Origin of the sequence: Streptomyces sp. Ru71 (assembly GCF_002920535.1) — a bacterium.
In the GTDB taxonomy this organism is placed as follows: domain Bacteria; phylum Actinomycetota; class Actinomycetes; order Streptomycetales; family Streptomycetaceae; genus Streptomyces.
Map to the genome: position 1 here is coordinate 1 of NZ_PQSS01000074.1, position 12,782 is coordinate 12,782.

Sequence of the window (12,782 nt, forward strand, 5' to 3'; positions counted from 1 at the left end):
ATCTGCATGCAGGACTCGATCAGCGGGCGCAGCTCGTCGGGCAGGCCCTCCAGGTCGGGGCCCTCGCGCAGCAGCATGAAGACGGTCTCGACCGGGTTGGCGCCGTGGAAGGGCGGGTGGCCGGTGGCCGCGAAGACGAGGGTGGAACCGAGGGAGAAGACGTCGGACGCGCCGGTGACGCTGCGGGAGTCCTTGGCCTGTTCGGGGGACATGTAGGCGGGGGTGCCGACGGCGACGTTCGTCATGGTCAGACGTGTGTTCGAGACACCCGAGGCGATGCCGAAGTCGATCACCCGGGGGCCGTCCTCCACGACGAGGACGTTGGACGGCTTCAGGTCGCGGTGGACCAGGCCGGCTCCGTGGATGGACTGCAGCGCCTCGGCGACGCCGGCCGCCAGCCAGCGCACCGCCTGGGCCGGCAGCGGCCCGCACTCGTTCACTATCTCCTCAAGGGAGGGCGCGGGCACGTACGCCGTGGCCAGCCAGGGCACCGCGGCACGCGGGTCGGCGTCGACGACGGCCGCCGTGTAGAAGCCGGAGACCGCGCGGGCCGCCTCCACCTCGCGCGTGAAGCGGACCCGGAACAGCTGGTCCTCGGCCAGCTCGGTGCGGACGGTCTTGATCGCCACGCGCCGCCCGGACGCCGAGCGCGCCAGATAGACCAGCCCCATGCCGCCGGCACCCAGCCGTCCCAGCACCTCGAACGGCCCGATCCGCCGAGGATCGTGCTGCGTCAGCTGATCCACCACTTGCCTGCCACCTCCCCGTTCGAGCCGCGCCACCTATGTGTGTACGCGGCCGAAGTGCAGCGTCTCACCACCGCACCGCCGCGGCGGCACGCACCCCGATTCTTCCTGGCCCGGGCACTGGTTGCGAACCCGGCGACAGGAGGGGTGTCTCGCATTATTTCAGGACACAAAGGGCAGCTCGGGCCCGTTCTACGACCGCTCCAGCACCGCGAAGGACGCGCCCTGGTCGTCCGTGACCACCGCCACCGTGCCGTAGGAGGTGGTGAACGGCTCCGCCTGCACCCGTCCGCCCAGGCGCTGCACCCGGCCCAGGGCCTGAGCGCAGTCCGCCACCCGGAAGTGGACCAGGAAGTGGGGCGGCATCTCGGCCGGGAAGACGTCGGAGACCGGGGCGCGGCCGAAGTCCGGCTCGGCGTCGGGGCCGAAGAGGGCGTCGTGGAAGAGGCCGCCGTAGAAGGTGTTGGCGGCGGCGGTGTCGCGGGCGTACAGCTCGACCCAGACGAACGCGCCCTCGGCGTGGCGGCGGCCGAAGCCGGGGTGGCTGCCGGGCTGCCACAGGCCGAAGACGGCGCCCTCGGGGTCGGCGGCCAGGGCGGTGACGCCGAGCTCGCCGAGCGGCAGCGGGGCGGTGACCACCTGCCCGCCGGCCGCCAGGATGCGCCGGGAGAGCGCCTCGGCGTCGGGGGTGGCGAAGTGGACGGTCCAGACGGTGGGCAGCCGGCCGTCGGTCTTGCGAGCGAGCGCGGCGACCGGTTCCCCGTCCAGCCGGGCCCACACCGTCTCGGCGTGCGCGGGCTCGAAGGTCCACCCGAAGAGCTCACCGTAGAACCGCTTGCCCGCCTCCAGGTCCGGCAGCTGGGCGTCCACCCAGCACGGGACGCCCTCTGTATACGCGGATGCCCTGTTTTCGGCCATGCGGCCAACGTAGCGGGACCGCGCGCACCGCGCAGACCAGGCACACCAGCCTCGCTGCCCCCGTGCACCCCATTTGCAGTCGGCCGAATCGCGCTCCGATCCCCCCTCGGTAAGCTGACGGCATGACAGGACAAGTGCGTACCGTCGACGGCCGCGTGGCCGGTCGGCGCGGGCAGGCGACACGGCAGAAGCTGCTGGACTGCCTCAGCGAGATGCTCAGCTCCTCTCCGTACCGGGACGTCAAGGTCATCGACGTGGCCCGGAAGGCGGGCACTTCGCCCGCGACGTTCTACCAGTACTTCCCGGACGTCGAAGGCGCCGTCCTGGAGATCGCCGAGCAAATGGCCGCCGAGGGCGCCGTCTTGACCGAGCTGGTCCAGGGCCGGTCGTGGACCGGCAAGGCCGGCTGGCAGACCGCGCAGGAACTCGTCGACGGGTTCCTGGAGTTCTGGCGGAAGAACGACGCGATCCTGCGCGTGGTCGATCTCGGTGCCGCCGAGGGCGACAAGCGCTTCTACAAGCTCCGCATGAAGATCCTCAACTCGGTGAACAACTCCCTGTCCGAGGCGATCTCCGAGCTGCAGGCCAAGGGCAGGATCGACAAGGACGTGAACCCGGCGGCCATCGCCGGCTCGCTCGTCGCGATGCTCGCGGCGGTCGCCTCGCACCAGAAGGGCTTCACGTCCTGGGGCGTGAAGCAGGCCGAACTCAAGCCCAACCTGGCGCTGTTGGTGCACCTGGGCGTCACCGGCAAGAAGCCGTCGAGGTAGGCCCCGGCACTCCGTCCGGCCTGTTGCCCCAGGCCCCCAAGTCCTGTCTGGCAGGCGGTGGTCCACCCAGGTGGACCACCGCCTGCTGCGTATCCGCCGGGGAGCGCCCCCAAGGGGCGCGGGGAACTGCGCGACCAGCCGAGACGGCGCCGCAGACGAACGACGGCACACGCGCTCCCGGGCCCGCCCAGCGGAGCGTTCACGCCGGAAGGGGGCGGTCCTTGACCACGTGTTTCATCACCAGCGTGGACGTCAGCCGCTGCACCCCCGGCAGGGTGGCCAGGCGGTCGTCGTAGAGCCGCTGGTAGGCGGCCAGGTCCGCGGCGACCACCCGCAGCAGATAGTCCGGCTCGCCGAACAGCCGCTGCGCCTCCACCACCTCCGGCACCTCTCCCAGGGCCTGCTCGAACCCGGCGACCGTCTCCCGGTCCTCCTGCCGCATCGAGACGAAGACCAGCGCCTCGAAGGTCAGCCCCACGGCCGCCGGCTCCACCACCGCCCGGTAGCCGCTGATCGCCCCCGACCGCTCCAGCTCGCGCAGCCGCCGATGGCAGGGCGAGACGCTCAGGCGCACCCGCGCGGCCAGCTCGGTCACGGTCAGCCGCCCGTCCTGCTGCAGCTCGGCAAGGATTTTCCGGTCCACGTCGTCCATGAGGCAGATCTTCCCCCACAGTGCGAGTGCACCCGCAAACTTCGGAAACACTTTCGGCCGGATCGCGCCTAATCTGCCCGGTATGGACTCCGCCACCCTCCTCTCCTTCCTCGCCCTGGACTTCCTGCTGGTCTGCGTGCCGGGCGCCGACTGGGCGTACGCCATCGCCGCCGGGCTCGGCGGCCGCTCGGTGGGCTGGGCGGTGGCCGGTCTGGTCGCCGGGTACGCGCTGCACACGGCGCTGGCGGCGGCGGGGCTCGCGGTGCTGGTCGCGGGCTCCCCGGCGCTGCTGACGGCGCTGACCGTGGTGGGGGCGGGCTATCTGGTGTGGCTGGGCTGGGGCGTGCTGCGGCGGCCCGCGGTGCCGGACGCCGGGGAGACGGTGGCGGCGCAGAGCGGGCTGCGGGTGTTCGGGCGCGGGGCCGCGATCAGCGGGCTGAACCCCAAGGGACTGCTGCTCTACCTCTCCGTCCTGCCCCAGTTCCTCGCCGTGCGCGGCGCCCGGCTGCCGGTGCCGGCACAGACCGCCGTGCTGGGCCTGCTGCACATGGCGTGCTGCGCCGCCGTCTACCTCGCCGTCGGTCTGCTGGCCCGCGCGGTGCTCGGCGCCCGGCCCGCCGCGGCCCGCGCGGTCACCCGCACCTCGGGCGCGGCCATGCTCGGCATCGGCGCGTTCCTGCTGGTGGAGCGCCTGGCGACACTGTGAACGCGGCCCAGGCGGCGTACGTATCCACAGGCGAACACCCTCCGCAGCGCGGGAGACGGCCTCCGCGGAGGGGGGCGCCGCCCGCACGCCTTCCGAAAGGAGAGGCGATCATGAAACTCCTGAAGCGGGCCGGCCTCGCCGTGGCCTCCCTCGCCCTGGTGACCGGCGCCGCGGGCCTGGCCGCCGCCCCCGCCTTCGCGGACTCCACCGGCTCCCACGGCCAGCCGAGCCAGTCCTGCGAGGACCAGCCGCGCACCCCCGGCAAGGCCGGGACCGCTCCCGGCTCCGCCTTCTCCGGCGGCACCGCCGACTCCAAGTACGCCGGCACCCAGCCGCAGAACTCCGTCAACCCCAAGTCGGTCTCCCAGTACGACGTGGCCTGCTTCCAGGTGTCGTCGCGCTGAGGCCCCTTAGCCGCCTCAGCGCGGCGGCTGTCCGGGTACCAGCCTGAACACCCGTATCTCCCGCTCCACCCGCGCCTGGTAGGCGGCGTACGGCGGCCACAGGGCGAGGGCCGCGCGCCAGGCCGCCGCGCGCTCCTCGCCCCGCAGCAACCGCGCCGTCACCTCGATCTCCTCGCCCCGGAAGCTGATCCGGGCGTCCGGGTGGGCGAGGAGGTTGTGGGTCCAGGCGGGGTGGCCGGGTCGGCCGAAGTTGGAGCCGACCAGGAGCCAGCCGTCGTCCTGCGGCAGGCAGGCCAGCGGGGTGCGGCGGGGCAGGCCGCTGCGGGCTCCGGTGGTGGTGAGGACCAGGCCCGGCAGCATCAGCGTGCTGAGCAGCGTCCGGCCCCGGCTGAGCCGGTGCACGGCCCGGTCGAGGGCGGGCACGACGTGCGGCGCGATCCGGGCGAAGGCGCGCGTCGAGGACACCTTCTGCACCAGCCGCTCCCCCGGCGCCTTCATACGATCACCTCCGCCGGCTCGGCACCGGGTCCCGCCCCGTGCTCCCGCAGCCGGTGCACCGGCCCGAACAGCGCCTCGTCCCCGGCGGCCCGCCCCATGTACAGGTGAGCCTCGCGCTCGGCGGCGAAACCGCGGCCGCAGGAGGCGTGCACGGCCTCCGCCGCCGCGCCCCGCAGGGCGTCCAGGGCCTGTGCGAGGGCGAGAACACCGAGCCGGTCGGCCACCGCCTCCTTGGCCCCGGTCCCGTCCGCCTCACCGCCGCTCGCCCACGCCGCGTGGCGTGCGGCCGCGCGGGCAGCCCGCACCCGCAGCGGTATGTCCCCGGGACCATCCGGCGCCCCGGCGTGCTCCAGCGCCCGCCCGGCCGCACCCACCGCCTCGCAGGCCACGGCGGCGGCCACCGTGTCGCCGGTCGCGGCGAGCGCCGCGAGGACGTCGGCGTGCTCGTCGCCGAGCAGCTCGGCCGGTACGTCCCGCAGCTGGACGCGGGCCTGCGGCCGGGTGCCGTCCGGGGCGGGCTGTCGGGACCTGTGCAGGCCGGTGGCGTCCGCGCGGACCAGGTAGAGCAGGGTGCGGGAGCGGGCGAAGCCGCCGGTGTGCGCGGCGACCAGCAGGAGGTGGGCGCCGTCTCCGTCGAGGACGCGGTCGGCCTGCCCGTACAGCAGCCAGCCGTCGCCGTCCCGCCGGGCCTGCACGCCGCCCGCCCGGCCCCCGCCGGCCCAGTCGCCGTCGTTGGGGCCGGTCAGCGCGAGCGCGGTGGCGAGACCGGGGCCGGGGGCGGCGAGGGTCGCGGTGAGCGTGCCGGAGGCGAGCGCCGGGAGCAGCTCGGCGCGCTGGGCGTCGGTGCCCAGGGCCAGGACCAGCGGGGCGGCGAGCACGCTGGTGGCGAGCAGCGGTGTCGGGGTGAGGGCGCGGCCCGTCTCCTCGCAGGCGAGGGCGAGCAGCGTCGCCGTACCGCCGAGGCCGCCGAGGCCGCCGCGGGTCCCGGGGACGGTCCGGCCGCCATAGGTCTCCGGGACGGTCAGGGCGGGCAGGCCGAACCGGTCGGCCAGGGCGGTCCACAAGCCGGGGCCGGGTCCGGCGGGGCCGCGCTGCTGCTCCAGCAGGGCGCGCAGGGCGGGGCGGTCGACGTCCCGTGCGGGGGTGAGGCGGGCGTCCATGGGCGGCCCCTCTCCAAGTGATCTGACGGGCCGTCATGTTAGGGCGGTGTGCGGGGAGAGGGAACTGATATACCGTCAGATTCATGGTCTCGACAGGGAACAGGAAGGTCGCCGTGGTCGGTGTGGCCCTCTCCGACTGCGGCGGCGTGGACGACGCGACCCCGTACACCCTGCACGCCCGGGCCGCCCGCCGCGCGCTCGCGGACGCCGGCCTGGACCGGTCCCGGGTCGACGGCTTCGCCTCGGCCGGGCTCGGCACGCTGGCCCCGGTGGAGGTGGCCGAGTACCTGGGGCTGCGCCCCACCTGGGTCGACTCCACCTCCGTCGGCGGTGCCACCTGGGAGGTCATGGCGGCCCACGCGGCCGACGCGATCGCCGCCGGGCACGCGAACGCCGTGCTGCTGGCGTACGGCTCCACCGCCCGCGCCGACATCCGGGCCGGCCGGCGCACCGGGGACCTGTCCTTCGGGGCGCGCGGGCCACTGCAGTTCGAGGTGCCGTACGGGCACACGCTGATCGCGAAGTACGCGATGGCCGCCCGCCGGCACATGATCGAACACGGCACGACGATCGAGCAGCTGGCCGAGGTGGCGGTCCAGGCCCGGGCGAACGCGGCGCTCAACCCGGAGGCGACGCACCGCGACCCGATCACCGTGGACGACGTCCTGTCCGGGCCGATGATCGCCGACCCGTTCACCCGGCTGCACTGCTGCATCCGCTCCGACGGCGGCGCGGCCGTGCTGCTGGCCTCGGAGGAGTACGCGCGGGACTGCCGTACGGCCCCGGTGTGGGTGCTCGGGACCGGCGAGCACGTCTCGCACGCCGCGATGTCCCAGTGGCCCGACTTCACCGTCTCCCCGGCGGCGGTCAGCGGCCGGCTCGCCTTCGCGCGGGCCGGGCTGCGCCCGCAGGAGATGGACTTCGCCGAGATCTACGACGCCTTCACCTACATGACCCTGGTGACCCTGGAGGACCTCGGCTTCTGCGCCAAGGGCGAGGGCGGGGCGTTCGTGGAGAAGGGCCGGCTGCGGGTGGAGGGCGGCGCGCTGCCGGTGAACACCGACGGCGGCGGTCTGTCGGCCCTGCACCCCGGGATGCGGGGGCTGTTCCTGCTGGTGGAGGCGGTACGGCAGCTGCGCGGGGAGGCGGGCGCCCGCCAGGTGCGCGGCCCGGACCAGGGCCCGCCCCGGCTGGGGGTGGCCTCGGGCACCGGCGGCTGGTTCTGCTCGTCCGGGACGGTGGTGCTGGGACGGGACTGAACCGAGACCCTGCTGGAGGGCTCCGAAGACGGCGGGAGGGCTGCGAACGCGGCGGGGGCAGACCCCCGTGTGGGACCTGCCCCCGCCGTGCGGCCGCCCCCCTGGGGCCGCGTCCGCCGCAGGGCCGCCCCCGTGAGCGGCCCTGCGCCTGTATCGAAGACGTCCGTTGTATCGAGGACGCCCGTTGTATCGACGAGGACGCCCGTCAGTAGTCGATGCGGTCGGCCTTGGCCAGCCACGCGTCGAACGGCGCCGTGCGGTTCGGCATCTCCAGGCGGTCGACCGGCATGGGCCACAGCGACGCGGGCTTCTTGTCGAACAGATCGTAGAAGGCGCGGTCGTCGAAGCCGGCCACCGCGGCGTCGTCCCGGTCGGCGGCGAAGACGACACGGTCGACCCGCGCCCACAGCGCCGAGGACAGACACATCGGACACGGCTCGCACGAGGTGACCAGGACGCAGCCCGCCAGCGAGAAGGTGCCGAGCTTCTGGCAGGCGGCGCGGATGGCGCTCACCTCGGCGTGCGCCGTGGGGTCCAGGTTCGCGGTGACCTGGTTGTGCCCGAGCGCGACGATCTCGCCGTCCTTGGCGATCAGGGCGCCGAACGGTCCGCCGCCGTTGGCCACACTGTTGGTGGCCAGCCCGATGGCCTCATCCATCCAGGCGCGCTCGAAGTCCTCGACGCTGGTTTCCTGGGCGTGCGCGGTCATGGTCTCTCCTTGTTCTCGGCAGACGGGGGCCGGGGGCGCCGCCGAGGAGGCGGGCACCCGCGACGGGATCGACGCGGCTGGACGGCGCAGACGTGTTCGTGCCTAGGATCGAGCAGCTGTGCGGCACTGATTTCTTGCGTCGTCGCAACGTGTCTGTGGCCGTTGCAACTGGTACGAGGAGTACACAGCCAACCCGGTGGCGCGAGCTAGGAACGGAAGACATGAATGAGTCAGCAGGCCGGGACCGGTCCTTCATAGATTCCTACAGTCGCTGTTCCGGCAGGTCACTGTAGTCACGTACGGCGCGGATACCCTCCCCCCATGGCAACCCAACTGCACGAGCTGCTGAGGTCACTGCGGGTGTGGGCCCCGGAGGTGACCCGGCTGCCGCCGCTGGACCCGGCCGCCGCCCCCGCCGACCCGGTCGCCCTGTTCCAGGAGTGGTTCGCGGAAGCGGTGGCGGCCGGGCAGCCGGAACCGCACACCATGGCGCTGGCCACCGCGGACGCGGAGGGCCGCCCGGACGCGCGGATCGTGATGCTGCACGGCGCCGACGCCGACGGCTGGGCCTTCGCCTCCCACTCCGTCAGCCGCAAGGGCCGCCAGCTCGCCGAGCGGCCGTATGCCGCCCTCTGCTTCTACTGGCCGGTGCTGGGCCGGCAGGTCCGGGTGCGCGGCCCCGTCACCGTGGCGCCGCCGGCCGAGGCGCGGGCGGATCTGCACGCCCGCTCCACGGGGGCGCTGGCGGCCGCGCTGACCGGCCGGCAGAGCGAGCCGCTGGAGTCCGTCGAGGAACTGCACCGCGCCTCGCAGGCCGCGTGGGACCGGGCCCGGCGCGAGCCGGACGCCGAGGCACCGACGTGGACGCTGTACCGGCTGCTCCCCGAGGAGGTGGAGTTCTTCCAGGGCGACGAGGCGCGACGGCACGTCCGGCTGGTGTACCGGCGCTCCGACGACGGCACCTGGGTCAGCCGGCTGCTGTGGCCGTGAACTCCCACACCTCGAAGTCGGCCACCGGGCGGTAGCCGATCCGCTGGTAGAGGGCGTTGCTGGTGGGGTTGGCGAGGTCGGTGAAGAGGAGCACCTCGTCGGCGCCGGCGTCGAGCGCGGCCCGGCTGACCGTGGCGGTGGCGGCGCCGCCGTAGCCACGGCCGCGCAGGTCGGCCGGGGTGTAGACGGGGGCGACCCGGATCTGTCCGGCGATCAGCCGGGTCACGCCGGCCATGGCGACGGGGGTGCCGTCCGGGGCCTCCCAGAGGGTGACGCCGCCGTAGGCGAGACGGGAGTCGGCCCACGCCTCGGTGTCGCCCACGCGTTCCTCGCCGACGTCCCGCGCGAACTCGGCGAACCAGCGGGCGAGCAGGTCCCGGTCGGCGGCTTCGGCGACGCGGGCGCGGCCCGGCGGCAGCGGGTCGGGGACGGTCAGCTCGTCCAGGCGGTACAGCCGCTGCCGCTGGTGCGGCTCGGCCTTCGCGCCGGTGTAGCGCTGCCAGGCTTCGGCGAACGCGGCGGCCGTGTCCCGCTCGGCGGAGACACCGGACAGCTCGTGGCCGAGGGCGGCCAGGTGCGCGGCGAGCGCGTCGGCGTCGGTCTCGGACAGGCGGGTGAGGTTGGGCGGCCACGGGGGCGTGGCGACGAGGGCCGCCTCGACGCGGCCCGCGCGCTCCAGGACGCCGAAGACGGGGTCGCCGTCGCCGAAGGCCCGCAGGCCGCGGCGGCGCAGCCCGTCGGTGACGGTCAGCGCGACGGTGTGCTCGGCGGGCCGGGAGTGCAGGAAGGCGCCGGCGCGGTCGAGGAAGGCGTCCAGGTCACCGGTGATCCACCAGTCGCTCACGCTCCGCTCCCGTTCTTCGCCTCCGCCGGCTCGGGGTCGGTGGCGAGGCGGGCGTGCAGATGGCAGTCGCGGAAGGCGTCCCGGCGGCCCTCCTGCCACATCGCGCCGCGCAGTGTCCCCTCGTAACGGAAGCCGCACCGCTCGGCGACCTTGCAGGACACCTCGTGGCCGACGGCGTGGTCGAGTTCCAGGCGGTACAGGCCGAGGTCGGTGAAGACCCAGCGGGCGGTGACGCCGAGCGCGCGGGTGGCGACGCCCCGGCCGCGCGCCTCGGGCAGCACCCAGTAGCCGACGATGGCGGAGCGCATGGCGCGGTCGATCCGGTTCACGCCGATGTGGCCGAGCGGCGCACCGCTGTCCGCGTCCTCGACGCAGAACGCCACCCCGGTCCCGGCCTCGGCCGCCTCGGCCTTGCTCTCCAGGGCGGCACGGGCGTCCGCAAGGTCCCTGATGGGCCGCTGCGGAGTGTTCCAGCGCTGGAACTCCGGATCCAGGCAGCCCCGCAGGAACGTCTCAGCATCGGCGTCCGAGAGGGGATCCCAGCGACGCAGACGCAGATCGCGGGCGCTTATGGCCGGACGAAGGGCGGTGGTGTCGGACGTCATCCGGTCATTGAACAACAGGGAGGGCGGCGGGCGGCGGGGAATTTCCGGGCCGGGACCGGGACGAAGGCCGGTGCGGGTCACAGGGAGGCCGCGCACCACGCTGCGGCGACGGCTCGTCCGGCTCTCGGGCGAGGCTGTTCCATCCCCACTGGCAGGAGCACCAGAGGGCCGCCCGGTCGGCGTTGACGGTCGTCCCCGCCCCCTCACCCCACGGGCCGGAACACCGGCACCGTCACCACCCCCGCCCGGCGGAACGTCACCGTCAGTTCCTGGCCCGCCCGTAGGTCGCCCGGCGCGCACTCCACCAGCTCGGTCATCAGGCGGGGGCCCTCCGCCAGGTCGGCGACCGCGGGGACGTACGGGACGCGTTCGCCGAAGGGGGGCAGGTCGTTGCGGTGGACGACGGACCAGGTGTAGAGGGTGGCCCGGCCGCTCGCCCGCTCCCAGTCGACGTCCTCGCTCCAGCAGTGCGGGCAGAACTCGCGCGGGTAGTGGTGGGCCCGGCCGCAGGACCGGCAGCGGCGGATCAGCAGCAGGCCCCGGGCGGCGGCGTCCCAGTAGGGGCGGGTGAAGGCGTCCGGTTCGGGGATGTCGTACCGCGGCCCGGTCATCCGAACCAGCCCAGCGCCGCGTCCAGCGACCAGCCCTGCCACGCCATCCCGAACAGACCGACCAGGGAGATCAGCGCCATCATGGCGTTCTGCCCCTGCTCGGCCCAGTCGTGGATCATCAGCACGAAGTACAGCGCGTTCAGCAGCAGCCCGGCGAGCAGCGCCACCGGCGTGAGGAAGCCGGCGGTCAGGCCGAGCCCCAGGGCCAGTTCGGCGCCGCCGACGACGTACGCCATGGCGCGCGGCCGGGGTGCGACGACCCGCTCGAAGCCGGAGCGGACGGCGCTCCAGCGGTGCCGTGCGGCGATGTCGGCCGCCCAGGCGATGCCGGCCCCCTCGAACCAGCTCTTCCTGTCCTTGTGCCGCCAGCTCTCCAGCCACCACAGCCCGAGCCCGATCCGCAGCACCGCCAGCCAGTGCGGGCCACTGAGTCCGATCGTGTCCATGGTTTCTGACGGTACGTCAGATCGCCGGAAATGCCGAGAGTCCGGGAAGGGCGGCTGCCGCGCGACGCCCGCCCGGGACGCCGGGATCTTCACACTCGTGATCAATCCGCAACCAATTCCGGTCTTGACCGAGACCCATCAACCCGGGGCGTGATTACGCTCGCGCTCATGGCCGACTCCACCGCGTCCCCGTCCCCCGCGCACCCGGCGCCGTCCACCCCGGCGGACCGCCCCGTGTACGTCGTCGGCGGCGGGCCCGGCGGCCTGGCCGTCGCGTACGCGCTGCGCGCCCGCGGGGTGCGGGCCGTCGTGCTGGAGCGGGCCGACCGGGTCGGCACGTCCTGGCGGCGCCACTACGACCGGCTGCACCTGCACACCACCCGGCGCCTGTCGGCCCTGCCGGGGCTGCCGATGCCGCGCCGGTTCGGGCGCTGGGTGGCCCGGGACGACGTGGTGCGCTACCTGGAGAAGTACGCCGAGCACCACGAACTGGAGATCGTCACCGGCGTCGAGGTCTCCCGCGTCGACCGCACCCCCGACGGCACCGGCTGGCTGCTGCGCGCCACCGGCGGGCGGGAGCTGACCGGCGCCGCGGTCGTCGTCGCCACCGGCTTCAACCACACGCCGTACGTCCCCGACTGGCCCGGCCGCACGTCGTACACCGGGGAGTTCCTGCACGCCTCCCACTACCGCAACCCCGGGCCGTACGCCGGCCGGGACGTCCTGGTCGTCGGCGTCGGCAACACCGGCGCCGAGATCGCCGTCGACCTGGTGGAGGGCGGCGCCGCCCGGGTGCGGCTCGCGGTGCGCACCGCCCCGCACATCGTGCGCCGCTCGACCGCCGGCTGGGCCGCCCAGTACACCGGCGTGCTGGTCCGGCGGCTGCCGGTGCCGCTGGTGGACGCCCTCGCCCGGCCGCTGGCCCGGCTCAGCGTGCCCGACCTGTCCGCGCACGGCCTGCCCCGCCCGGACACCGGCCTGTACAGCAGGGTCACCGAGGGCGCGATCCCCGTGCAGGACGTCGGGCTGATCGACGCGGTGCGCAAGGGCCGGGTCGAGGTCGTCGCCGCCGTCGAGGGCTTCGAGGACGGCAAGGTGGTGCTCGCCGACGGCAGCCGGATCGAGCCGGACGCCGTGGTCGCCGCCACCGGATACGTCCGCGGGCTCCAGGACCTGGTCGGCCACCTCGGCGTGCTCGACGCGCGCGGCCGGCCCGTCGCGCACGGCGCCCGCAGCCCGCAGGGCGCCCCGGGGCTGTACTTCACCGGCTTCACCAACCCGATCAGCGGCATGCTCCGGGAGCTGGCGAGGGACGCGGTGCGGATCGCGAAGGCCGTCACCCGGGACGGCGGTGCGCGGATCTCCCGGCTGCCGCTCTGACCACTCTTTGCCTGCACGCCCGTTCCTGACCCGGCCTCAACTCGCTAATCTGACGATGTGTCAGTTACCTGACCGTCACGACGA

Annotated in this window: 16 protein-coding genes; 6 read left to right on the forward strand and 10 right to left on the reverse strand. The window is 74.2% G+C overall.

Going from position 1 to position 12,782, the window contains the following annotated elements; translation table 11 throughout:
- On the reverse strand, window positions 1-749 hold a 749-nt coding region (locus tag C3489_RS30645), incomplete at its 3' end, for a serine/threonine-protein kinase (protein ID WP_146075371.1).
- Window positions 750-938: 189 nt separating this feature from the next.
- Entirely contained in the window at window positions 939-1,664 is a 726-nt protein-coding gene (locus C3489_RS30650) for a VOC family protein (RefSeq protein ID WP_181139911.1), read from the reverse strand.
- A 134-nt stretch (window positions 1,665-1,798) separates the two neighbouring features.
- On the opposite strand from C3489_RS30650, the gene C3489_RS30655 reads away from it, so the two are divergent.
- On the forward strand, window positions 1,799-2,434 hold the full coding sequence (locus C3489_RS30655) for a TetR family transcriptional regulator (protein ID WP_103785356.1): 636 nt from the start codon (window positions 1,799-1,801) through the stop codon (window positions 2,432-2,434).
- 199 nt (window positions 2,435-2,633) lie between these two features.
- On the opposite strand, the gene C3489_RS30660 is transcribed toward C3489_RS30655, so the two are convergent.
- On the reverse strand, window positions 2,634-3,086 hold the full coding sequence (locus tag C3489_RS30660; protein WP_103785357.1) for an Lrp/AsnC family transcriptional regulator: 453 nt from the start codon (window positions 3,084-3,086) through the stop codon (window positions 2,634-2,636).
- A gap of 82 nt (window positions 3,087-3,168) precedes the next feature.
- Between C3489_RS30660 and C3489_RS30665 the strand changes: the two genes are divergently transcribed.
- Together C3489_RS30665 and C3489_RS30670 are read left to right on the forward strand one after the other, a co-directional pair.
- Window positions 3,169-3,792, forward strand: coding sequence for a LysE family translocator (locus C3489_RS30665; RefSeq protein WP_103785358.1), 624 nt, complete (start codon window positions 3,169-3,171; stop codon window positions 3,790-3,792).
- Between the two features lie 110 nt (window positions 3,793-3,902).
- The gene (locus C3489_RS30670; protein WP_103785359.1) at window positions 3,903-4,196 is read left to right on the forward strand and encodes an adenylate cyclase; all 294 of its coding nucleotides are present in this window, start codon (window positions 3,903-3,905) and stop codon (window positions 4,194-4,196) included.
- Between the two features lie 15 nt (window positions 4,197-4,211).
- On the opposite strand, the gene C3489_RS30675 is transcribed toward C3489_RS30670, so the two are convergent.
- Both C3489_RS30675 and C3489_RS30680 read right to left on the reverse strand, forming a co-directional pair.
- Complete coding sequence (locus C3489_RS30675; RefSeq protein ID WP_103785360.1) at window positions 4,212-4,694, reverse strand: nitroreductase family deazaflavin-dependent oxidoreductase; 483 nt, start codon at window positions 4,692-4,694, stop codon at window positions 4,212-4,214.
- Entirely contained in the window at window positions 4,691-5,854 is a 1,164-nt protein-coding gene (locus tag C3489_RS30680) for an acyl-CoA dehydrogenase family protein (protein WP_103785361.1), read from the reverse strand. Before C3489_RS30680 ends, C3489_RS30675 begins: the two co-directional genes overlap by 4 nt.
- Window positions 5,855-5,937: 83 nt before the next feature.
- Between C3489_RS30680 and C3489_RS30685 the strand changes: the two genes are divergently transcribed.
- Complete coding sequence (locus tag C3489_RS30685) at window positions 5,938-7,113, forward strand: acetyl-CoA acetyltransferase (protein ID WP_103785362.1); 1,176 nt, start codon at window positions 5,938-5,940, stop codon at window positions 7,111-7,113.
- 205 nt (window positions 7,114-7,318) lie between these two features.
- Here the strand turns inward: C3489_RS30685 and C3489_RS30690 are convergent, their stop codons facing one another.
- Complete coding sequence (locus tag C3489_RS30690) at window positions 7,319-7,822, reverse strand: nucleoside deaminase (RefSeq protein ID WP_103785363.1); 504 nt, start codon at window positions 7,820-7,822, stop codon at window positions 7,319-7,321.
- A 321-nt stretch (window positions 7,823-8,143) separates the two neighbouring features.
- On the opposite strand from C3489_RS30690, the gene C3489_RS30695 reads away from it, so the two are divergent.
- Window positions 8,144-8,812: a pyridoxal 5'-phosphate synthase gene (locus tag C3489_RS30695; RefSeq protein ID WP_103785364.1), complete on the forward strand. Its 669-nt coding sequence runs from the start codon at window positions 8,144-8,146 to the stop codon at window positions 8,810-8,812.
- Here C3489_RS30695 and C3489_RS30700 read toward each other — a convergent pair.
- The 4 genes from C3489_RS30700 to C3489_RS30715 form a co-directional block, all read right to left on the reverse strand.
- Window positions 8,790-9,656 (reverse strand): GNAT family N-acetyltransferase, encoded by an 867-nt coding sequence (locus C3489_RS30700; RefSeq protein ID WP_103785365.1) that lies wholly within the window; start codon window positions 9,654-9,656, stop codon window positions 8,790-8,792. The genes C3489_RS30695 and C3489_RS30700 overlap by 23 nt on opposite strands.
- Window positions 9,653-10,261, reverse strand: coding sequence for a GNAT family N-acetyltransferase (locus C3489_RS30705; RefSeq protein WP_103785366.1), 609 nt, complete (start codon window positions 10,259-10,261; stop codon window positions 9,653-9,655). Before C3489_RS30705 ends, C3489_RS30700 begins: the two co-directional genes overlap by 4 nt.
- 203 nt (window positions 10,262-10,464) lie before the next feature.
- Window positions 10,465-10,872 (reverse strand): Zn-ribbon domain-containing OB-fold protein, encoded by a 408-nt coding sequence (locus tag C3489_RS30710; protein WP_103785367.1) that lies wholly within the window; start codon window positions 10,870-10,872, stop codon window positions 10,465-10,467.
- Window positions 10,869-11,318 (reverse strand): DoxX family protein, encoded by a 450-nt coding sequence (locus C3489_RS30715; protein WP_103785368.1) that lies wholly within the window; start codon window positions 11,316-11,318, stop codon window positions 10,869-10,871. The genes C3489_RS30710 and C3489_RS30715 overlap by 4 nt, the downstream gene beginning before the upstream one ends.
- Before the next feature lie 168 nt (window positions 11,319-11,486).
- Between C3489_RS30715 and C3489_RS30720 the strand changes: the two genes are divergently transcribed.
- The gene (locus tag C3489_RS30720) at window positions 11,487-12,698 is read left to right on the forward strand and encodes an NAD(P)/FAD-dependent oxidoreductase (protein WP_103785369.1); all 1,212 of its coding nucleotides are present in this window, start codon (window positions 11,487-11,489) and stop codon (window positions 12,696-12,698) included.
- The last annotated feature ends 84 nt before the right edge of the window (window positions 12,699-12,782 follow it).

Bases quoted from the DNA above. Each gene is read 5' to 3' on its own strand.
- C3489_RS30660 (WP_103785357.1), bottom strand. From the start codon at position 3,086: ATGGACGACGTGGACCGGAAAATCCTTGCCGAGCTGCAGCAGGACGGG.
- C3489_RS30650 (WP_181139911.1), bottom strand. From the start codon at position 1,664: ATGGCCGAAAACAGGGCATCCGCGTATACAGAGGGCGTCCCGTGCTGG.
- C3489_RS30715 (WP_103785368.1), bottom strand. From the start codon at position 11,318: ATGGACACGATCGGACTCAGTGGCCCGCACTGGCTGGCGGTGCTGCGG.
- C3489_RS30675 (WP_103785360.1), bottom strand. From the start codon at position 4,694: ATGAAGGCGCCGGGGGAGCGGCTGGTGCAGAAGGTGTCCTCGACGCGC.
- C3489_RS30665 (WP_103785358.1), top strand. From the start codon at position 3,169: ATGGACTCCGCCACCCTCCTCTCCTTCCTCGCCCTGGACTTCCTGCTG.
- C3489_RS30680 (WP_103785361.1), bottom strand. From the start codon at position 5,854: ATGGACGCCCGCCTCACCCCCGCACGGGACGTCGACCGCCCCGCCCTG.
- C3489_RS30685 (WP_103785362.1), top strand. From the start codon at position 5,938: ATGGTCTCGACAGGGAACAGGAAGGTCGCCGTGGTCGGTGTGGCCCTC.
- C3489_RS30705 (WP_103785366.1), bottom strand. From the start codon at position 10,261: ATGACGTCCGACACCACCGCCCTTCGTCCGGCCATAAGCGCCCGCGAT.
- C3489_RS30720 (WP_103785369.1), top strand. From the start codon at position 11,487: ATGGCCGACTCCACCGCGTCCCCGTCCCCCGCGCACCCGGCGCCGTCC.
- C3489_RS30710 (WP_103785367.1), bottom strand. From the start codon at position 10,872: ATGACCGGGCCGCGGTACGACATCCCCGAACCGGACGCCTTCACCCGC.
- C3489_RS30670 (WP_103785359.1), top strand. From the start codon at position 3,903: ATGAAACTCCTGAAGCGGGCCGGCCTCGCCGTGGCCTCCCTCGCCCTG.
- C3489_RS30695 (WP_103785364.1), top strand. From the start codon at position 8,144: ATGGCAACCCAACTGCACGAGCTGCTGAGGTCACTGCGGGTGTGGGCC.
- C3489_RS30690 (WP_103785363.1), bottom strand. From the start codon at position 7,822: ATGACCGCGCACGCCCAGGAAACCAGCGTCGAGGACTTCGAGCGCGCC.